Source organism: Wolbachia endosymbiont (group A) of Andrena hattorfiana, from assembly GCF_947179565.1.
In the GTDB taxonomy this organism is placed as follows: Bacteria; Pseudomonadota; Alphaproteobacteria; order Rickettsiales; family Anaplasmataceae; genus Wolbachia.
Genome location: NZ_CAMXBT010000003.1, coordinates 77,004 through 94,543, shown reverse-complemented (window position 1 = coordinate 94,543; position 17,540 = coordinate 77,004). Strand labels below are relative to the sequence as shown.

29 protein-coding genes and 1 pseudogene are annotated in these 17,540 nt (G+C 34.0%); 2 read left to right on the top strand and 28 right to left on the bottom strand.

The features are described from left to right. The first annotated feature begins 81 nt into the window (after nucleotides 1-81). Together fabG and OM966_RS05385 are read left to right on the top strand one after the other, a co-directional pair. Nucleotides 82-816 carry a 3-oxoacyl-[acyl-carrier-protein] reductase gene (gene fabG / locus OM966_RS05390; protein WP_264329117.1) on the top strand — a complete coding sequence of 245 codons (735 nt, stop codon included), beginning with the start codon at nucleotides 82-84 and terminating at the stop codon, nucleotides 814-816. A gap of 89 nt (nucleotides 817-905) precedes the next feature. Next, nucleotides 906-1,247, top strand: a complete 342-nt coding sequence (locus OM966_RS05385) for a TrbC/VirB2 family protein (RefSeq protein ID WP_264329116.1) — start codon at nucleotides 906-908, stop codon at nucleotides 1,245-1,247. A 28-nt stretch (nucleotides 1,248-1,275) separates the two neighbouring features. On the opposite strand, the gene OM966_RS05380 is transcribed toward OM966_RS05385, so the two are convergent. The 28 genes and pseudogenes from OM966_RS05380 to rplB form a co-directional block, all read right to left on the bottom strand. Further along, complete coding sequence (locus OM966_RS05380) at nucleotides 1,276-2,556, bottom strand: M48 family metalloprotease (protein WP_264329115.1); 1,281 nt, start codon at nucleotides 2,554-2,556, stop codon at nucleotides 1,276-1,278. Between the two features lie 71 nt (nucleotides 2,557-2,627). Then, complete coding sequence (ribB, locus tag OM966_RS05375) at nucleotides 2,628-3,281, bottom strand: 3,4-dihydroxy-2-butanone-4-phosphate synthase (RefSeq protein ID WP_264329114.1); 654 nt, start codon at nucleotides 3,279-3,281, stop codon at nucleotides 2,628-2,630. 6 nt (nucleotides 3,282-3,287) lie between these two features. After that, entirely contained in the window at nucleotides 3,288-3,782 is a 495-nt protein-coding gene (gene greA / locus OM966_RS05370; protein ID WP_007549342.1) for a transcription elongation factor GreA, read from the bottom strand. Between the two features lie 9 nt (nucleotides 3,783-3,791). Next, nucleotides 3,792-5,333: a F0F1 ATP synthase subunit alpha gene (atpA, locus tag OM966_RS05365; protein ID WP_264329113.1), complete on the bottom strand. Its 1,542-nt coding sequence runs from the start codon at nucleotides 5,331-5,333 to the stop codon at nucleotides 3,792-3,794. Continuing rightward, the gene (gene atpH / locus OM966_RS05360; RefSeq protein ID WP_264329112.1) at nucleotides 5,330-5,890 is read right to left on the bottom strand and encodes an ATP synthase F1 subunit delta; all 561 of its coding nucleotides are present in this window, start codon (nucleotides 5,888-5,890) and stop codon (nucleotides 5,330-5,332) included. The genes atpA and atpH overlap by 4 nt, the downstream gene beginning before the upstream one ends. Nucleotides 5,891-5,916: 26 nt before the next feature. Continuing rightward, nucleotides 5,917-6,281: pseudogene (locus OM966_RS05355) on the bottom strand (YraN family protein). Nucleotides 6,282-6,304: 23 nt separating this feature from the next. Continuing rightward, on the bottom strand, nucleotides 6,305-6,733 hold the full coding sequence (gene rplQ / locus OM966_RS05350; protein ID WP_253309077.1) for a 50S ribosomal protein L17: 429 nt from the start codon (nucleotides 6,731-6,733) through the stop codon (nucleotides 6,305-6,307). A 7-nt stretch (nucleotides 6,734-6,740) separates the two neighbouring features. Then, entirely contained in the window at nucleotides 6,741-7,808 is a 1,068-nt protein-coding gene (locus OM966_RS05345; protein ID WP_264329111.1) for a DNA-directed RNA polymerase subunit alpha, read from the bottom strand. A gap of 21 nt (nucleotides 7,809-7,829) precedes the next feature. Beyond that, nucleotides 7,830-8,216 (bottom strand): 30S ribosomal protein S11, encoded by a 387-nt coding sequence (rpsK, locus tag OM966_RS05340; RefSeq protein ID WP_264329110.1) that lies wholly within the window; start codon nucleotides 8,214-8,216, stop codon nucleotides 7,830-7,832. A 24-nt stretch (nucleotides 8,217-8,240) separates the two neighbouring features. Next, a complete protein-coding gene (gene rpsM / locus OM966_RS05335; protein ID WP_264329109.1) occupies nucleotides 8,241-8,609 on the bottom strand; it encodes a 30S ribosomal protein S13 in 369 nt (122 codons plus the stop codon). 59 nt (nucleotides 8,610-8,668) lie between these two features. Further along, a complete protein-coding gene (locus OM966_RS05330) occupies nucleotides 8,669-9,310 on the bottom strand; it encodes an adenylate kinase family protein (RefSeq protein ID WP_264329108.1) in 642 nt (213 codons plus the stop codon). Beyond that, nucleotides 9,307-10,635 (bottom strand): preprotein translocase subunit SecY, encoded by a 1,329-nt coding sequence (gene secY, locus OM966_RS05325; protein ID WP_264329107.1) that lies wholly within the window; start codon nucleotides 10,633-10,635, stop codon nucleotides 9,307-9,309. The genes OM966_RS05330 and secY overlap by 4 nt, the downstream gene beginning before the upstream one ends. A 3-nt stretch (nucleotides 10,636-10,638) precedes the next feature. After that, nucleotides 10,639-11,109, bottom strand: a complete 471-nt coding sequence (rplO, locus tag OM966_RS05320; RefSeq protein WP_096616812.1) for a 50S ribosomal protein L15 — start codon at nucleotides 11,107-11,109, stop codon at nucleotides 10,639-10,641. 3 nt (nucleotides 11,110-11,112) lie between these two features. Beyond that, nucleotides 11,113-11,625 (bottom strand): 30S ribosomal protein S5, encoded by a 513-nt coding sequence (rpsE, locus tag OM966_RS05315; RefSeq protein WP_264329106.1) that lies wholly within the window; start codon nucleotides 11,623-11,625, stop codon nucleotides 11,113-11,115. A 12-nt stretch (nucleotides 11,626-11,637) separates the two neighbouring features. Next, nucleotides 11,638-12,009, bottom strand: a complete 372-nt coding sequence (gene rplR, locus OM966_RS05310) for a 50S ribosomal protein L18 (protein ID WP_250294835.1) — start codon at nucleotides 12,007-12,009, stop codon at nucleotides 11,638-11,640. 5 nt (nucleotides 12,010-12,014) lie between these two features. Then, a complete protein-coding gene (gene rplF, locus OM966_RS05305) occupies nucleotides 12,015-12,560 on the bottom strand; it encodes a 50S ribosomal protein L6 (protein WP_253309084.1) in 546 nt (181 codons plus the stop codon). Between the two features lie 16 nt (nucleotides 12,561-12,576). Further along, the gene (rpsH, locus tag OM966_RS05300) at nucleotides 12,577-12,972 is read right to left on the bottom strand and encodes a 30S ribosomal protein S8 (protein WP_064124654.1); all 396 of its coding nucleotides are present in this window, start codon (nucleotides 12,970-12,972) and stop codon (nucleotides 12,577-12,579) included. Between the two features lie 21 nt (nucleotides 12,973-12,993). Further along, a complete protein-coding gene (rpsN, locus tag OM966_RS05295; RefSeq protein ID WP_264329105.1) occupies nucleotides 12,994-13,302 on the bottom strand; it encodes a 30S ribosomal protein S14 in 309 nt (102 codons plus the stop codon). Between the two features lie 16 nt (nucleotides 13,303-13,318). Further along, complete coding sequence (gene rplE / locus OM966_RS05290; RefSeq protein ID WP_264329104.1) at nucleotides 13,319-13,852, bottom strand: 50S ribosomal protein L5; 534 nt, start codon at nucleotides 13,850-13,852, stop codon at nucleotides 13,319-13,321. A 6-nt stretch (nucleotides 13,853-13,858) separates the two neighbouring features. Further along, the gene (rplX, locus tag OM966_RS05285) at nucleotides 13,859-14,176 is read right to left on the bottom strand and encodes a 50S ribosomal protein L24 (RefSeq protein WP_405197148.1); all 318 of its coding nucleotides are present in this window, start codon (nucleotides 14,174-14,176) and stop codon (nucleotides 13,859-13,861) included. Then, nucleotides 14,176-14,535: a 50S ribosomal protein L14 gene (rplN, locus tag OM966_RS05280; protein ID WP_006279348.1), complete on the bottom strand. Its 360-nt coding sequence runs from the start codon at nucleotides 14,533-14,535 to the stop codon at nucleotides 14,176-14,178. Before rplN ends, rplX begins: the two co-directional genes overlap by 1 nt. A gap of 13 nt (nucleotides 14,536-14,548) precedes the next feature. Continuing rightward, nucleotides 14,549-14,785 carry a 30S ribosomal protein S17 gene (gene rpsQ, locus OM966_RS05275; protein ID WP_264329103.1) on the bottom strand — a complete coding sequence of 79 codons (237 nt, stop codon included), beginning with the start codon at nucleotides 14,783-14,785 and terminating at the stop codon, nucleotides 14,549-14,551. Then, nucleotides 14,778-14,981 carry a 50S ribosomal protein L29 gene (gene rpmC, locus OM966_RS05270; protein ID WP_264329102.1) on the bottom strand — a complete coding sequence of 68 codons (204 nt, stop codon included), beginning with the start codon at nucleotides 14,979-14,981 and terminating at the stop codon, nucleotides 14,778-14,780. The genes rpsQ and rpmC overlap by 8 nt, the downstream gene beginning before the upstream one ends. 11 nt (nucleotides 14,982-14,992) lie before the next feature. Then, nucleotides 14,993-15,406: a 50S ribosomal protein L16 gene (rplP, locus tag OM966_RS05265; RefSeq protein WP_264329101.1), complete on the bottom strand. Its 414-nt coding sequence runs from the start codon at nucleotides 15,404-15,406 to the stop codon at nucleotides 14,993-14,995. Between the two features lie 11 nt (nucleotides 15,407-15,417). Further along, nucleotides 15,418-16,032 (bottom strand): 30S ribosomal protein S3, encoded by a 615-nt coding sequence (gene rpsC / locus OM966_RS05260; RefSeq protein WP_264329100.1) that lies wholly within the window; start codon nucleotides 16,030-16,032, stop codon nucleotides 15,418-15,420. A 39-nt stretch (nucleotides 16,033-16,071) separates the two neighbouring features. Then, entirely contained in the window at nucleotides 16,072-16,422 is a 351-nt protein-coding gene (gene rplV, locus OM966_RS05255; protein ID WP_264329099.1) for a 50S ribosomal protein L22, read from the bottom strand. A 5-nt stretch (nucleotides 16,423-16,427) separates the two neighbouring features. Next, the gene (gene rpsS / locus OM966_RS05250) at nucleotides 16,428-16,712 is read right to left on the bottom strand and encodes a 30S ribosomal protein S19 (protein WP_264329098.1); all 285 of its coding nucleotides are present in this window, start codon (nucleotides 16,710-16,712) and stop codon (nucleotides 16,428-16,430) included. A 3-nt stretch (nucleotides 16,713-16,715) separates the two neighbouring features. Then, nucleotides 16,716-17,540, bottom strand: coding sequence for a 50S ribosomal protein L2 (rplB, locus tag OM966_RS05245; protein WP_264329097.1), 825 nt, complete (start codon nucleotides 17,538-17,540; stop codon nucleotides 16,716-16,718).

Genomic DNA, 17,540 nt, shown 5'->3' with positions numbered 1-17,540 from the left:
TCTGAGTTACTTATATTATGTAAGAAATCTATTGCCAACCAGTCGATATTTTGTTAGGAATTAAGATAATATAAAGTTATTATGTTTAGGTTGGAAAGTAGAAAGTTCCTGATCACTGGCGCATCAGGCGGAATAGGGCAAGCAATTGTAAAAATTATGCACAAAGCCGGAGCAACTTTATGTATTTCTGGCACAAAAAAAGAAGTGCTCGAAGAAGTTGCTAAACAATATGAAAAAAATATGCACATACTCCCTTGTGACTTATCAAATGCTGATGAAGTAAATCAACTAGTAAATAGAGCAAGTGAGTTGATGGAAGGCTTTGACGGACTTATATGCAATGCGGGCATTACGCGAGACAGTTTATTATTGAGAATGACAGATGAAGCATGGCAAAAAGTAATTGATATTAACTTGAGCTCTACATTTAAGCTGAGTAGAGAAGCATGTAAGAGACTAATTAAGAATAATTGGGGAAGAATTATAAATATTTCCTCAATAATAGGGCTGACAGGAAATGCCGGGCAAGCAAATTATGCAGCGTCTAAAGCTGGAATAATAGCTATGAGCAAATCTATAGCAAAAGAAGTTGCAAGTCGTAATATAACAGTAAATTGTATTGCTCCTGGGTTTATAGATACTAAAATGACTGAAGTTTTAAATGAAGGACAAAAGGGAAAAATATTAGATAATATTCCAATGAAAAGAATGGGAACAGGGGAAGAAATAGCAGCAGGGGTCTTATTTTTAGCAAGTGATGAAGCAAAATATATAACAGGGCATGTGCTTAACATTAATGGTGGGTTATTTATGTAGCAACACTTATGCATAGACAAATTATAATTTTTACTTTAAAATAAGAATATGTGTAGGTTTGCATTAATTTATTATTTAAAGGCAAGAAAATGAGCTCTATAATAAAAAGATTTTTTAGTGTTTTTTGTGTAGTATTGCTTTTCTCTTTCTCAGGTTATGCAACTACCACTGATCCTGATCCTGATATGGATGACACAACTAAAGTAATATGCAATATTATTGGTTACGTTTGGGGAATAGGCGGTCCACTTATGACGGTAGTAATAATTGGTGCAGCTTTGCTTGCAATATTTGGCAGGATGCCTTGGCCAGCCCTCTTTGCTCTAGGCATGTTCTGTGGTGTATTTTTTGGCGCTAAAACTATCATAACGAAAATTATGCCCAACATAAATAATAAGACAAAAGCTATGTTGGAAAAGTGTGGAAAATAACCCATAAAAGTGCAGAAATGCTTTTTTGTTATCCATTAAATTGCTTCATATCTTCAACTTGCAACAAATAAGGACTATCTTTTGGTAGAGTTTTAACAGCTAGCTCAGCATATTTTGTAAATTGCTTTAAATCACCTTCAATACAAGCCTTTTTTGTCAAGGCAAAATAATGCATTGCCGTATCAGCTTCACATTTATATGCAATGCTTAAATATTTCCAGACAAAAGCGTTATTTGGTTCTACATTCAAAATCTGCTCCAGGTAAAAAATCGCCTTTTTTGCATCACCATGTAATAATAAAGTATGAGATAATGCAAGTTTCACTAAATAACTGTTTTTCTCAGATAAATACCTAAACGATTCCTCATACATTTTTATTGCTTCACTTAAATTTCCGGCCTTGTATAGCATTTCTGCTTTTAATTCATATAGGTATGGGTCATTGCGTGACTCTTGAATCAATGAATTAACTTTAGCAATAGCCTCTTCTATCTTTCCTTGCCTATAGCAAACTATAGCATTTACATACTCAGAATTACTTTCATATTTATTAGATAACACATGAATAGGAGCAAAGAAAGAGTCTAGCTTTGCAACCACACGCTCAAACTTTAGTAACTTATCCGCAAAAATTGGTTTTACGTTGTTTTTGACCTTATAATTTTGTACAGCAAATATGCGTTTCTCACTAAGTGGGTGAGTGCGGAAATATTCCTCGGTGTTCTCATGCTCAATACTTTTAAAATAATCAAAAATCTCTTTCATACCTGAATTATCATAGCCAGATTCATCAAGGTACCTTAAAGCATAGCTATCTGCTACACTTTCTTGCTCTTGAGAATAGTTAAAAAATAGCCCTGAACTGAGTGCTACACCACTAAGCAAAATTGCACCAGCAACCTGAGGGTTAATGATAATACTAGAAACTAATCCTACCATATAACTAATCATTGCTATCGATTGAAAATAACCCATAGCACTACTCATTTGCAATATATGACCAGCAGATATGTGAGCAATCTCATGTGCTAATATACCAAGCAGGACATAAGGTTTAGCCGAGTATTGTAAAAGTCCTAAATGAATGAAGATACTGTTGTTGTTAATTACAAAAGCATTAATCGAATTATCATTAATTATAAAAACTTTCATTCGGTCACTATCAATGTTTGCAGCGAAAAATAAAGGTTGCGCTAGCTCTTTCACTATTGCTTCCACTTCACTATCTCTAATAATGTTAATAGAGTAAGCATTATTATAATATGCAAAAAAGAACAATAAGGTCAAAAACTTAGCAATTCTAAACATGGAAATTCTGTGCTTGTATAATTTATAGGAATTCTATATTTTAACACTTAAATTATACAAATTTATGAACGCTAGTTTAATTTTTTAACGTAACTGATAAGTTTGTCGATGGTAGTTAACTTAATTTTATGTTGTTCAGCAAATTTAAGTAACTGAGGTAAGCGCATCATAGAGCCATCATCATTCACTAATTCACACCCTACAGCTGCATGATTAAAGCCAACTAACTTTGCTATTTCAACACTTGCTTCAGTATGACCATTACGTGCTAAAACCCCGCCTTCATTTGCAATAATAGGAAAAACATGTCCTGGAGTAATAATATCGTCCTTAGTACTGCTTTCATCAATGGCGGTAAGTATCGTATGTGTTCTATCATGAGCAGAAACACCTGTTGTAATGCCATAACGCGCATCAATTGATGTAGTAAATGCAGTATGAGGAGTAAGCTTTTCATCTACATTACTTCTCTTCATAAACTCAAGATCTAGTTTACTCATATGAAGCTCAGTCATAGCTAGAAATACAATACCAGTACCGTACCTAACCATAAAAGCCATATGTTCTGGTTTTACTTTTTCAGCTAAGACAACCAAATCACCTTCATTCTCTCTACTTTCATCATCAACTAAAATGAATAATTTACCGGAACGAGCATCCTCTAATACATCTTCCACAGAAGAAATACCGGGTAGAATCATTGAAGCATAAGTGGCCTGTACCATAATAATTTACTTAAATTCAATCTTAACTATTTTATACAATTTCTCTCCATTTGGCACTGTCACTTCCACATACTCACCGACTTTTTTGCCGATTAAGGCACTCCCGAGTGGTGAACTAGTAGATATTAACTGCTTTGAAACATCAGCTTCATATTCGCCTACAACCTTATAAACATATTCCACTTCACCGTTATTATCACTTAACATGCTTAATGTCACAGTTGCACCAAACATTACTGAATCACCAGACAAATTTTTTACTTCTATTACTTCCGCATGTGAGAGCTTACTTTCTATCTCCATTATACGGCCTTCAATAAAACCTAACCTTTCCCGTGCTGCATGATACTCTGCATTTTCAGACAAATCACCTTGATCACGAGCATCAGAAATAGCCTGTATCACAGAAGGTTTTTCTTCCTTTAATTTTTCAAGTTCGGCTTGCATATTCTCAAAACCTTCCCTCGTCATAGGAAATTTATTAATAATAGATGAAGCCATAATCACCACCTAAACGCAATTAAATTGAGTAACGAAATTACTCACAATGTTAAAAATATCACCTTTTATATCATCACTCATGTCATTTGACAACTTTTTTAAAACCCCAGGGTGTACAGTATGAAAATAATTAATAAGATCATGTTCAAATTTATTAATGTAACTTATTTGTATTTTACTTAACTGATTATATAGGTTAGAAAAAATATACATCAGCACTACTTGCTCTTCTATTGACACAGGTAAATGTTGTTTTTGCTTTAATAACTCGACAAGATATTTACCCTTATTCAAGGATAATTGAACACTAGCATCAAGATCAGAACCAAATTTTGCAAAATCTTCTAATTCTCTATACTGAGCTAAGCTTAGCTTTATAGAACTAGCAACTTTCTTCACAGACTTTAGTTGTGCAGAAGAACCAACCCGTGAAACTGACAAACCTATATTTACTGCAGGTCGAAATCCTTTATAAAATAATTCAGACTCAAGAAAGATCTGCCCATCGGTAATTGAAATAACATTTGTTGGCACATATGCAGATACATCACCAGCTTGAGTTTCGACAATCGGCAAAGCAGTTAAAGACCCCTGCCCTTTTTTATCAGACATTTTAGCAGCTCTTTCAAGCAAGCGAGAATGTACATAGAATATATCTCCAGGGTAAGCTTCACGACCAGGAGGACGTCTGAGCAATAAAGACATCTGCCTATATGCCACAGCATGCTTAGATAAATCATCATATATAATCAAACAATGCATTCCATTGTCACGGAAAAATTCCCCAATAGTGCAACCAGAATAAGGTGCTAAAAATTGCATAGGCGCGCAGTCAGATGCACTAGCCACAACTACAGTTGTATACTCTAATGCTCCGCTTTCTTTCAGCTTATTTACCACTTTTGCTACTGTTGAAATTTTTTGTCCAATAGCAACATAAACACAGTAAATTTTTTGATTTTCGTTTACCTCATCGTTAATCTTCTTCTGATTGATAATAGTATCAAGCGCAATAGTAGTTTTACCAATTTGTCTATCGCCAATAATTAATTCACGCTGCCCTCTACCTATTGGAATTAGCAAATCTATAATTTTAATTCCTGTTTGCAGTGGCTCATGCACAGACTTACGATCAATAATGCCTGGCGCTTTAGATTCTATATCCATTCTGTTTTTGGCTCTAATTTCCCCACCGTCGTCTATAGGATGGCCCAACGCATTTACAACTCTCCCTAACAATTCATGCCCTATAGGCACCTGCACAACATCACCACTACATTTTACAACGTCCCCTTCTTTCACATCACGGTCATTACCAAGCACAACTATTCCAGCCGTATCATGATCTAAATCAAGAACTATTCCTTCTACACCGCTTGCAAAAAATACCTTTTCACCGAATTTTGCTTTTTCCAGCCCATAAACCAATGCGATACCATCTGTTACTGAAATTACTTCACCTATATTTTCCCGCTTTATAGGATTATCAAACGTCTCAACTTTTTCCCTTATTACACTTGCTATCTCAGAAACATTCATACTGTTCTTCATACAAAATTCCTTACTTTTAATATTTCCATTTTACTTAAGTCAACTAACCTATCTAAGTAACTTTTTAGCGAAGCATCGATCAAATTAAAACCATACCTAACTACGAAGCCACCTAGTATAGAAGGGTCAACCACATTGCTTACTTTTATTATTTTACCAAGAAAGCTCAAAGATTCAGTAATTATTTTTATATTAGATTCCTTTAAAGCTTCTGCTGACTTTATAGTAATTTCGAATTCATTTTCATTTTCTTTTGCAAGACTTAAGAATTTTTCTAATATAAGGATCAATAAACTAGAGCGTTTGTTTGCAAATATAACCATAATAAATTTTACTAAATTTTCACTCAAGTGCTCATTTATAGAAAGCATCACTTCTTTTTTGTGTGCAAAAGAAATCATAGGATGAGATAGGTACACAAAAACATCACGTTGATCCTTAAAAAAAGCCAATAAAAATTCTACTTCTTTCCTTATAATACCTAACCTGCTTCCTGAGACATGAAACAGCACTCTAGCGTAAGATGAAACTAAATTATTGTATTGGGTCTCTTTCATATTAAATCCAGTAAATCTAAATTAATTCAGCTACAAACCTTCCATTCTTCAATCCAAGCATTTTTTATATAAACAGGTCCTCTCTTTAAGGAAAGAAAACATAAATCATATCTGACTGAATAATCTAAAAAACTAAGGTTTGTACTTAAGAAATACTTAGAAGAATTTATAATAGACTGACATTGAGATGAGATATCGGTATTTCTTTTCCAAGTAAACTTGTTTTAACTTCTATAAAAATCAGCTCCTTTTTTTTAGATACAATTAAGTCAATTTCACCGAACTTACAACGGTAACGGCGTTTTATAACATTATACCATTTCAGCTTTAAATATGCCAAAACCAACAATTCGCCAAAGTAACCTACAAAGTAGCGTAACCTACTTACCATAAGAAGAACAATTATGATAACAATTAACTTTGTGTAACTACTTTGCCTCCTTCTCTATTTTTACTATAAACCTTACCTCTTGCTGCAATATCCCTATTAACCAGTTCTATCACTGCCATTGAAGCGCAATCACCCTTTCGAGTGCTAAATTTTATTATTCTAGAATACCCACCTTTACGATCTTGATAACGACTGGCTAAGACGTTTAATAACTTATCAACTGCTAACTTACTATTATGAAGGCGTGAAAGCAAAAGTCTTCTACCATGTAAAGTATTCTTATTCTTAGCAATTGTAATAAACTTTTCGACATATGGACGAAGTTCCTTAGCTTTTGGTAAAGTAGTTACAATCTGCTCATGGTTAATTAATGAGATAGATAGATTCTTTAACGTCGATAATCTATGTTCAGTGCAACGAGATAGTTTACGTTTTTTTATTCCATGTTTCATATATCACCTAATCTTCATCAGTATGTTGTTTAGCCAACTCATCTATATCCTTAGGCGGCCAGTTTAGCACATTCATACCCAAAGACAAGCCAAAATTAGCCAAAACTGCCTTAATCTCATTCAAAGACTTCCTGCCAAAATTAGCAGTTCTTAACATTTCACCTTCTGTCTTTTGCACAAGATCACCTATATAAGTGATGTTTTCGTTTTTCAGACAGTTATGAGACCTGACAGATAATTCCATTTCATCTACCTTACGCAATAAGACAGGGTCATAACCCAAATCTTTAGCACCACTAGACGAAGAAACCTGCGATTTTTTATAACTTACATCAGAACTAATAAAGGGCTGAAGTTGCTCCTGTAATATTCTTGCAGCAGAGTCAACAGCTTGACTTGGAGAGATTGTACCATCAGTTTCAATTGACAATATCAGCTTATCCTTATCAGTCACTTGGCCAACACGACTATTCTCTACCCTGTACGAAACCCTGTTGACAGGGCTATACAAAGCATTAACTGGAATAAAACCAATTAAATCCTGTTCACTCATAAGCTTCAAAAGTTCATTTTCTTTATACTTAGTTACAGGAAGATAACCTTTTCCGCTAGCCACATATATGGTCATGTTAAGCTCTACATTTTGCCCCAGCGTACATATTAACAAATCTTTATTAACAATAAAGCATTGATCATCAGTTTCTATCATCCCAGCTAATACCTGGCAAGGCCCTTTAGCGTTTAAATTTAAGCATTTATTAGAAGCACCATTTAATTTACACCTCAACATGCCCATATTTAATACTATATCAGTTACGTCTTCTCTTACCCCTTGAATTGAAGTAAACTCATGAGTTACACCTTCAATTTTTATTCCATAAACAGCACTACCTTTAAGAGAAGATAACATTACACGTCTTAATGCATTACCTAATGTTAAAGCAAAACCACTTTCCAACGGTTCTAGGACTATATCACCTTTTTCACTTGAATCACCTGATATTACCTTAACTGAACTAGGTTTAATCAATTTATCTAAATTGCTACAGAGAGAAACATTATTATTATAATACATAAAACAACCTTTTCAAATATCCTATACTCTTCTTTTTTTTCTTAACCTGCACCCATTATGAGGAATTGCGGTTTTATCTGCAATTGAAGTCACAGTCAACCCACAGCTCTGAAGTGCTTTAACCGCAGCTTCGGTACCAAAGCCAGGACCACGAATTATTACAGAGACAACCTTCATACCAAATCTCTCAATTGCATTCTTCGCAGCAGCCTCCGCAGCCTTACCTGCAGCATAAGGTGTGGATTTTCTCGAACCTGAAAAACCACATGCACCCACAGAAGTTTGACATAGCGTATTACCATGAACATCAGTTACATTTACAAAAGTATTATTAAAAGTTGCACAAATATGAACAACACCAGTAATAAACTCCTTTGTACTCTTACCAACCGTTTTGACTTTTTTCATTAAAACTCACAAAAATAATAAATTTTATTTTTTCCCAGCAATAGGCAACCGAGATCTACCTTTACGAGTCTTAGCATTAGTATGAGTCCTTTGCCCTCTCACAGGTAAACCTTTTCTATGTCTCACTCCTCTATAGCATCCCATTTCCACTAAAGATTTTATGTTCATAGCCACTTCTTTTCTGAGCTCACCTTCTATAACATAATTTTGTCTAATGAAACTGCTGATCTTTTCTATATCTTCATCTCGTAATTCTGAAACACGTTTGCGCTTATCAACTTCACAAGCGTGACAAATTACATTCGCAGTAGCAATACCTACACCATATATATAAGTTAATGCAAAAGGAACACATTTCCTCACTGGAATATTTATGCCTGCAATACGTGCCACTGGTACCTCGATACTTTATTAATAACAACTCTTAATTTATACCATAAAACAACTCAGAGTCAAACCAAATTACAAGAAATTTTACTTTCAATCTCTTGCGTTACCTCATCAACACTCAAATTAGCGTCAATTGTTAATAATTTGCCTTTATAATACTCGCATAAACCTTTCATTTGAAGGTGATATTCACTTATTCTCTTATTAATTGCAGACATATCAGCATCATCAATTCTTTTCTCTAACCTCGTACTTTTACATTTAGCACAAGTAGTACTCTTAAAAGAAGATACACTATATATGCTTTTACAGTCCAAACACGCGAGACGACTTTTTAATCTATCGATTGCAATATTATCGTCAAGCTGCAGTTCAATTACAATATCAACATCCCTATTATATTTTTCTTGCAAAACTTGAGTCAAAAAATGAGCCTGGTTTAAATTTCTCGGAAAACCATCTAATAAGCAATTATCATCCATTAATGCAAGCTGGTCATGCATTAATCCACATATAATTTCATCTTGAATTAAATTACCAGATTCCACGGTACCCTTTATTTTTTTACCTAACTCACTGCCATCAGATATAATATCCCTTAATAAATCCCCCACTGAAATTAATTTTAAATTATATTTTGCTATTAACAAGCTTGACTGAGTACCTTTACCAGAACCTGGAGGACCAAAAATCGTAATGATCATCTTACTTTCCTCGTTTTAGACTCATATTTCTTTATCCAGCTATCGTACCTATTCGAAAAAATATAAGATTGTATTTGCATAATAGTATCAGTAATAACGTTCACTATAATCAGTAAACTCGTCCCACCAAAAATAAATGGTATATCATAATAATATCTCATAACTTCAGGTACAGTACATATGACTACCAAATACGCAGAGCCAATGAATGTCAACTTAAAAACTATATCTTGAAGGTAATCAGAAGTATGTTTCCCAGGCCTTCTACCAGGTATAAAACCACCATTTTTTTTAAGAAAATCTGCGTTTTCCTCTGGATTAAATATAAAATTGGTATAGAAAAAATTAAAAAATACTATCAGCACCAAATAGGCTACAATATATACTACTTTATTTGCCATAAAGTAATTTAAAATAAAATCAGAAAAAGCGTGCCCCTTATAGAAATTTGCAATTGAAATAGGTGTCAATAAAATTGCATTAGCAAAAATGGTTGGTACTACACCAGATAAATTAATCTTCAATGGAATATAAGTAAAATCGTCATTATGTAATCTTTTAAATTGCTTTTTAGGATGTTGAACAATAACTTTTCTATAAGAAGACTCTACAAAAATGACTAAGACTAGCAGCAAAAAAAACAATACCAAAACAAAAAGGATAATAAATAACGATACGCTACCGTTTTTATTTAACGTTAACAGAGATGACAAAGCGCTGTGTAACTCTGATATTATGCCCGTGAAAATGATTAATGAGATACCATTGCCTATACCTCTAGCACTGATTCGTTCACCAAGCCATATTAAAAGCATAGTTCCACCTAAAAGGCTGAAAACACCTATTGTATGAAACATAACACCAGGTTCGATTACAACCAATACCCCTTCCCTATTCATCCCTTCCAATCCAACCAAAATTGGAATTGATTGAAATACACAAATTACTATGGTCAGGTAGCGTATATAAGAATTCATCTTTCTACGGCCTGACTCTCCATCATTCTTAACTTCCTTCATTCCTTTAATCGCAGAAGAAAGCAACTGAATAATGATAGAAGCCATTATATATGGCATAACGTTCAATGCTAGAATTGTCATTCTAGCCAATGCACCACCAGAAAATAAATTAAATACTCCAAAAACACCTGAGCCCTCTTTGGGAAATATATCATTAATTACATCAAGATTAATTCCAGGAATAGGCACATAAGTACCCAAGCGATAGCAAATTAAAGCTATTAGCGTAAAAAATATACGTTTTAATAAATCGCCTTTATATAACAACGTAGGATCCAAGCTATTAAATGCGGATTTATTGCCCATGATTTACGATAGTATTTCCACACTACCACCAACTGAAGCTACAGATTTTTTTGCAGCTTCTGACGCAAAATCAACATGAAACACAAATTTTTCGCTCAACTTACCTTTATTAAGAAGTTTAATTTTATCCTTAATAGACTTTATAAAACCTAATCTATACAGCCTCTCCTTATCTATAACAGAGTCTTTCACTATTTTTTTAGCTTCCATTAAGCGTTGTATATCGCCAACATTAATTATAGAATATATGTTCCTACGTATAGGCTTAAAACCTCTTTTAGGCAAACGAGTATATATAGACTGTTGTCCACCCTCAAAACCATTTATGGAAACTCCACTTCTAGCCTTTTGCCCTTTATGCCCTCTACCGGATGTTTTACCTTTACCACAACCGATACCTCTACCCAGCAACTTAGGCTTCTTTTTCTTAGATAACTTAGTAAATATAGAGTTTAATTTTACAGCATTATTCATACTTTACCTGTTTCCAACTATCTCGCTAACCTTTTTGCCTCTTTTGCTTGCTACCTGACGAGGAGATAACATACTATCAAAAGCCTTAAATACCGCACATATAACATTATGAGGATTATTTGATCTAGTGGATTTAGCTACCACATCCTTTATACCTAACACCTCAAAAACTGATCTAATCGCTCCACCAGCAATAATACCTGTTCCGGCTCTTGCGGTTCTTAAAACTATCTCACCAGAACAAAATTTAGCTTTAATATCATGATGCAAAGTTCTACCTTCACGCAAGTACACTCTAATCATCGATTTCTTTGCAGCATTTACAGCTTTGACTCTTGCTTCAGCAACTTCTGCGTGCTTACCTATTCCACATCCTACCCTACCCTTCCCATCGCCAACAACAACCAAAATTGAAAATGAAAATCTTCTGCCACCTTTGGTAACCGTTGTTACTCTTCGTACCGAAACTAAAAGCTCTGATAAATCATTATTATTTTGTAAATTCTTTATAGCCATATTCAAAACCTTCTAAAACTCAAATCCAGAACTTCTTAAAGCCTCAGCAAATTGAGAAACTAATCCTGTATATTTATACGCTCCACGATCGAATACTAGCTTTTGTTCTAATTTCAGACCAGATAAGCGCTCAATCATTAAAGAAGAAACCTGTTTTATAGTTTCAGCATTGACTTTTCCTTTACATACATCCTTAATTTTAGCATCCAAAGTAGAAGCTGAAGTGAGAGTTACTCCTTTTACATCATTAATTAACTGGACATAAAAATGCCTATTAGATTTAAATATGGATATACGCAAACGTTCAGCGCTCTTGTCAAGCTTCGCTCTATTACGCAACTTCCTTTTTTCATAGTTACTTAAAAAATTATATAACCTTCTCATCTTAATTACTTCTTTTTACTTACAACTTTACGCAACATAAATTTACCCTTTATTACAATACCCTTACCTTTATAAGGATCGTACTTCCTAATCCTGCATATATCAGATGCCACCATATAGACTTTTTGCTTATCCATACCACTAACTACTAAGTGAGTTGGCTTTATGCACTTAATCTCAACATCTTTAGGCACTTTATATTTAACATTATGGCTATAACCAAGATACAAAGTCAAATACTTACCATCACACTCTGCCTTATATCCAACACCATTAATCTCAAGATTAACAGAAAAACCATCAACCATGCCGTTAATAATATTATTAATATTACTCCTATAAGTGCCCCACATAGGCTTTATTTCATCATAATCATCTTTATCTTGATCCACAGAAAGGAGTAGCTGATTATCAACAATCCGGCACACAACATCACTGATTAAGCTAAGCTCTTTTTCAGCCTTAGCACTCTTTATTAACATCCTACCATTATTATATTCAACTGAAATACCAGCAGGAATATTGATAGGAGCAGCACCTATACGAGACATGAATTTCTCCTATTATTTAAAATACACGACACAAAACTTCTCCACCAACCTTTAACTTATGTGCATTATAATCAGTCATCACTCCTTTGGGTGTCGATATAATAAAAATACCAAGACCATTATATGCTTTAGAAATGTCCTTATACTTAGAATAACAACGACAACCAGGCTTTGACACCCTAACTATGTCACTAATTACAGGTGACTTCTCATAATACTTCAATTTTACAATGAAAGAAGGTAAATTATCTACAACTTGCTTTTCATAATCAAGGATATACCCTTCATCTTTTAAAATCTTCAGTATAGAAGAATTCACTTTAGAAAACAACACTCTTGTTGTTCTATGCATTGCCAATTGAGCATTACGTATCCTTGTTAAAAAATCACCAATACTATCAGATAACGCCACAATATACTCCTTATATTATATTTACCAACTAGACTTTGTAACTCCTGGAACTTGCCCAAAAGAACATAAATCACGCAAAACAATTCTACATAAACCAAATTTTCTATATACTCCTCTTGGCCTCCCAGTTAAAGCACACCTATTTCTAATTTTGGTTTTAGAAGAATTTCCAGGCAATTTTTTAATTAATTTATTTTGAGCTGTAAACCTTTCTACAATAGACAAATTCTTATTATTTATTATAGATTTCAATTTCTCTCTTTTTTCTTTATATTGATCGCACAGCTTTATTCTGCGAAGATTTCTTTCTATCATAGATTTTTTTGCCATATATTTCTCCTCTCAATTAATCAAAAAAAGGAAATTTAAGAGCCAGTAATAATTCCTTTGCTTCCTTATTACTAACTGCACTTGTTATAATATTAATATCCATACCTCTAATTTTACTTATTTTATCATAGTCTATTTCTAAAAACGAGATATGTTCCTTTATACCAAAGGAAAAATTACCATTACCGTCAAATTGCTTCACACTAAATCCTCTAAAATCTTTTTCCCTTGGCAAAGCAATATATATCAATCTTTCTAAAAACTCATACATTTTATCTCTACGCAAAGTTACTTTGCAACCTACTGTAGCACCTTTTCTGATCTTGAAGCCAGAAATAGATTTTTTTGCAAAAGTTGATAAAGGCTTCTGCCCAGCAATCAAATATAGGCTATCAAGTGGTTCATTTATTGCTTTACTATCTGTAGCAGCATCTCCAACGCCCATATTGATACACACCTTGACAAGTTTAGGCACTTGCATGATATTGCCGTAATTAAACTTATCCTTTAAGGACTTTACTATGCTATCTTTATACAATTCTTTAAACATATCAACCTAATCTATCACTTCTCCAGAAACTTTTGCAAAACGCACTTTTCTACCGTCTATAACCTTAAACCCCACTCTAGTTGGAGTTTTATATTTAGGGTCCAATGTTGCAACGTTGGATATATCAATAGCTAACTCTTTATTTAATATACCACCACTACTACCAGCTTTTGGTTTAGTGTGTCTCTTATGTACATTTACCCCAAAAACAATTACTTTCTTTTTAGCATCACATGCCACAACTTTAATCACTTTACCAATTTTTCCCTTATCTCTACCAGTTAAAACTATAACGTCGTCACCACTTTTTATTTTAGCACTCATTATAAAACCTCAACAGCTAATGACATTATCTTCATAAAAGAACCAGATGATAACTTTTTTACCGGACCAAATACCCGAGTGCCAAGTGGTTCACCTTGATCGTTAATCAAAACTACAGCATTGCTAGAAAAACGAATTACAGAACCATCAGATTTTCTAATAGGGCTTTTCACCCTCACCACAACTGCTCTATATACTTTTCCCTTCTCAACCTTCCCTCTTGGAGTAATAGATTTAGTAGATACAATAACTGTGTCACCTATAGATGCAGACTTTCTACCACCCAATAAACCAATACAAAGCACTGCACGCGCACCAGAATTATCAGCTACTTCCAACAATGTATTTTTTTGAATCATATAAATATCCTATTCAATGTGAGCTATTAACAACAACCCATTTTTTAGTAGTAGAAATAGGCTTGTGTTCTTGTATTAAAACCTTGTCCCCTTCTTTACAACTATTATTCTCATCATGTGCTGTATACTTCTTGTATTTTTTTACAACCTTTTTATACAGCTCATCCTTATACACTTGTAATACCGAAACCTTTACAGTCTTATCACACTTAGCCTTAGTTACAGTACCACAAAAAACCTTTTTAGGCATTCTTTTCCTCTCCTTTTCTTTCATTTAATGCAGTTAGAATACGAGCTATGCTCTTTTTTATCAAACCAAAACGCGAAATATTGTTGCACTGCCCTAATTTTTTTTGAAAAACCAAATTAACAAACTCCTTTCTCAAATTGACGAGAATCTCATGTAATTCCTGCGAAGATTTTGACCTAATATCAGCTATATCCATTGCAACTCCATTTAATTATGATTAGATACAAATTTACACTTCATAGGAAGCTTAGCGGTTGCCTTTTCAAGCGCCAATCTTGCTAAATGCATGGAAACATCACTGCTAATTTCAAACAACATTCTACCGGGCTTAGCTTTAAACACCCAAAATTCAACACTACCTTTTCCCTTACCCATACGTACATCTGCCGGCTTTTTACTAACAGGGGTATCAGGAAAAATTCTTATCCACACTTTACCAGAGCGTTTTAATGTTCTAGATATTACACGCCTTGCGGTTTCAATATGTTTAGATTGAATCCTACCAGCTTCCATAGCCTTTAGACCATAATCTCCAAAAGATAGCGTACTACCACCTTTCGTGTTACCCTTAATTCGTCCTTTAAATACTTTTTTATATTTACTTTTTTTGGGAACAAACATCTCAATATACCTTAATTACCAATATAAACCCAAACCTTAACTCCTATAATACCATATATAGTTTTTGCTTCACAAAAAGCATAATCTATATTAGCACGTAAAGTGTGTAAAGGCAAACGACCTTCTTTATACCATTCAGTACGAGCTATCTCAGCTCCGCCAAGGCGCCCAGAACAACTTACTTTAATACCTCTAGCACCCATCCTCAAACAACTTTGAATAGCTTTTTTCATCGCTCTTCTAAATGAAACCCTTTTTTCTAACTGTTGCGCAATGCTGTTTGATATTAAAGTTGCATCTATTTCAGACCTTTTAACCCCTACTACATTCACTTCCACATTATTTTTTACTTTTTCAGCTATTTTTTGCTTTATCTTCTCAATATCTGAGCCTTTCTTACCTATTATCACTCCAGGTCTAGAAGAATGTATTATTACAGACACCAAATCGATTGTACGCTCTATAATTACTTTAGAAACACCAGCATGCTTAAAAGATTCATTTATATAACTGCGAATAGATAAATCTTGATGCAACCCTTGTTTATAACCCTTCTCAGCATACCAAACAGACAACCAAGTATTAATTATTTTTAACCTAAATCCTTTAGGATTAACGTTTCCCATACTTTTGCACTTTCCTTATTAATTTTCTATTTTTATGAATCATATAATTTCTCCCAATTTTACAGTTATATTACTATAACGTTTACTAACTCTATTAGCTCTACCCATAGCTTTTGGACATACCCTACGCAAAGTAAGAGACCTACCTATTGAAATTTCTTTTATATATAAATTATCGATATCCAATCCATAATTATATTGAGCATTAGCAATCGCAGAATTTAATACTTTCCTCATAAGACCCGCAGCTTTCTTTTCACAAAATCTTAATTGCACAGTGGCAAAAGAAACTTTTTTATTACGTACTAAACCAGCAACCAAATTCAATTTACGAGGAGTTGATTTTAAAACCCTAGAACCAGCTTTAACTATTACATCTCTGTTTTTCATATCAATTACCTCCTTGTCGCCTTTTTATCACCACTATGCCCAGTAAATTTACGAGTGGGCGAAAATTCACCAAACTTATGACCTATCATATTCTGATCATTAACATTAACAGGAATGTAATCCTTACCATTATAAACAGCAAACTTTAAACCTAAACAATTAGGAAGAACTACAGAAGCCCTGGAATGAACTTTTATAGCCATGTTAACAAACCCCTTGTTTAAAGCATTATTCACCGACTTTAATATAGAAGGATGACAAAAAGGAGGCTTCCACGCAGATCTACTCATAAACTAACCTTTCAATTGTTTTATATACTTATCACTAGATTTATTTTTCCTCCGAGTTTTCTTTCCTTTTGTTGCAACACCCCAAGAAGTAACAGGATGACGACCACCAGAGGTTTTTCCTTCCCCACCTCCATGAGGATGGTCAACCGGATTCATTGCAACCCCACGCACAGTAGGTCTAATTCCAAGCCACCTACTTCTTCCAGCTTTACCCAGCTTTCTATTCTTATGGTCAGGGTTAGATACTACACCAATAGTAGCCTTGCAAGAAGATAAAATCAACCTAATTTGACCAGACCTGAGTCGTAATAAAACATATTGGCCATCACGACCAACGATTTGCGCATAACAACCAGCAGCTCTAGCAATCGCAGCACCATTACCTGGCTTCAGCTCAACATTATGAACGAAAGAACCAACAGGTATATACTTGAGTAGCAAACAATTACCTGGCAAAATATCAGCATCATTTCCAGCTGTAACAATATCACCAGACTTCATACCTTGAGGAGCTAATATATAAGACTTAATATCATCTTCCTTATATGATATTAACGCTAAAAACCCACTTCTATTTGGATCATACTCTATTTTTTCAACTATACCCTGACCACTTCTATTACGCTTAAAATCTATAACTCTATACTTCTTTTTGTGACCACCACCCCTATGACGAGTTGTAATTCTACCATAATTATTTCTTCCACCACTGGACTTTTTACCGGATGTAAGAGACTTTTCTGGCTCATCTTTTGATAAACCAACTTTACTTACTAACACAGTCCCACGAGAAGACGGAGTAACAGGATTAAAAAATTTCATACCCAT

Coding starts and splice junctions, on each gene's coding strand:
- rplO (WP_096616812.1), bottom strand. CDS start 11,109: ATGAATAATGCTGTAAAATTAAACTCTATATTTACTAAGTTATCTAAG.
- rpmC (WP_264329102.1), bottom strand. CDS start 14,981: ATGGATATAGCTGATATTAGGTCAAAATCTTCGCAGGAATTACATGAG.
- rplF (WP_253309084.1), bottom strand. CDS start 12,560: ATGTCTCGTATAGGTGCTGCTCCTATCAATATTCCTGCTGGTATTTCA.
- rplE (WP_264329104.1), bottom strand. CDS start 13,852: ATGTTTAAAGAATTGTATAAAGATAGCATAGTAAAGTCCTTAAAGGAT.
- OM966_RS05330 (WP_264329108.1), bottom strand. CDS start 9,310: ATGATCATTACGATTTTTGGTCCTCCAGGTTCTGGTAAAGGTACTCAG.
- secY (WP_264329107.1), bottom strand. CDS start 10,635: ATGGGCAATAAATCCGCATTTAATAGCTTGGATCCTACGTTGTTATAT.
- OM966_RS05385 (WP_264329116.1), top strand. CDS start 906: ATGAGCTCTATAATAAAAAGATTTTTTAGTGTTTTTTGTGTAGTATTG.
- rpsC (WP_264329100.1), bottom strand. CDS start 16,032: ATGGGAAACGTTAATCCTAAAGGATTTAGGTTAAAAATAATTAATACT.
- rpsK (WP_264329110.1), bottom strand. CDS start 8,216: ATGAAAAAAGTCAAAACGGTTGGTAAGAGTACAAAGGAGTTTATTACT.
- rplN (WP_006279348.1), bottom strand. CDS start 14,535: ATGATTCAAAAAAATACATTGTTGGAAGTAGCTGATAATTCTGGTGCG.
- fabG (WP_264329117.1), top strand. CDS start 82: ATGTTTAGGTTGGAAAGTAGAAAGTTCCTGATCACTGGCGCATCAGGC.
- OM966_RS05345 (WP_264329111.1), bottom strand. CDS start 7,808: ATGTATTATAATAATAATGTTTCTCTCTGTAGCAATTTAGATAAATTG.
- atpH (WP_264329112.1), bottom strand. CDS start 5,890: ATGAAAGAGACCCAATACAATAATTTAGTTTCATCTTACGCTAGAGTG.
- rplR (WP_250294835.1), bottom strand. CDS start 12,009: ATGAGAAGGTTATATAATTTTTTAAGTAACTATGAAAAAAGGAAGTTG.
- rplV (WP_264329099.1), bottom strand. CDS start 16,422: ATGAAAAACAGAGATGTAATAGTTAAAGCTGGTTCTAGGGTTTTAAAA.
- rpsN (WP_264329105.1), bottom strand. CDS start 13,302: ATGGCAAAAAAATCTATGATAGAAAGAAATCTTCGCAGAATAAAGCTG.
- rpsE (WP_264329106.1), bottom strand. CDS start 11,625: ATGGCTATAAAGAATTTACAAAATAATAATGATTTATCAGAGCTTTTA.
- rpsS (WP_264329098.1), bottom strand. CDS start 16,712: ATGAGTAGATCTGCGTGGAAGCCTCCTTTTTGTCATCCTTCTATATTA.
- ribB (WP_264329114.1), bottom strand. CDS start 3,281: ATGGTACAGGCCACTTATGCTTCAATGATTCTACCCGGTATTTCTTCT.
- greA (WP_007549342.1), bottom strand. CDS start 3,782: ATGGCTTCATCTATTATTAATAAATTTCCTATGACGAGGGAAGGTTTT.
- atpA (WP_264329113.1), bottom strand. CDS start 5,333: ATGAAGAACAGTATGAATGTTTCTGAGATAGCAAGTGTAATAAGGGAA.
- rpsQ (WP_264329103.1), bottom strand. CDS start 14,785: ATGCCTAAAAAGGTTTTTTGTGGTACTGTAACTAAGGCTAAGTGTGAT.
- rplP (WP_264329101.1), bottom strand. CDS start 15,406: ATGTTTGTTCCCAAAAAAAGTAAATATAAAAAAGTATTTAAAGGACGA.
- rplX (WP_405197148.1), bottom strand. CDS start 14,176: ATGAGTGCTAAAATAAAAAGTGGTGACGACGTTATAGTTTTAACTGGT.
- rplQ (WP_253309077.1), bottom strand. CDS start 6,733: ATGAAACATGGAATAAAAAAACGTAAACTATCTCGTTGCACTGAACAT.
- OM966_RS05380 (WP_264329115.1), bottom strand. CDS start 2,556: ATGTTTAGAATTGCTAAGTTTTTGACCTTATTGTTCTTTTTTGCATAT.
- rplB (WP_264329097.1), bottom strand. CDS start 17,540: ATGGGTATGAAATTTTTTAATCCTGTTACTCCGTCTTCTCGTGGGACT.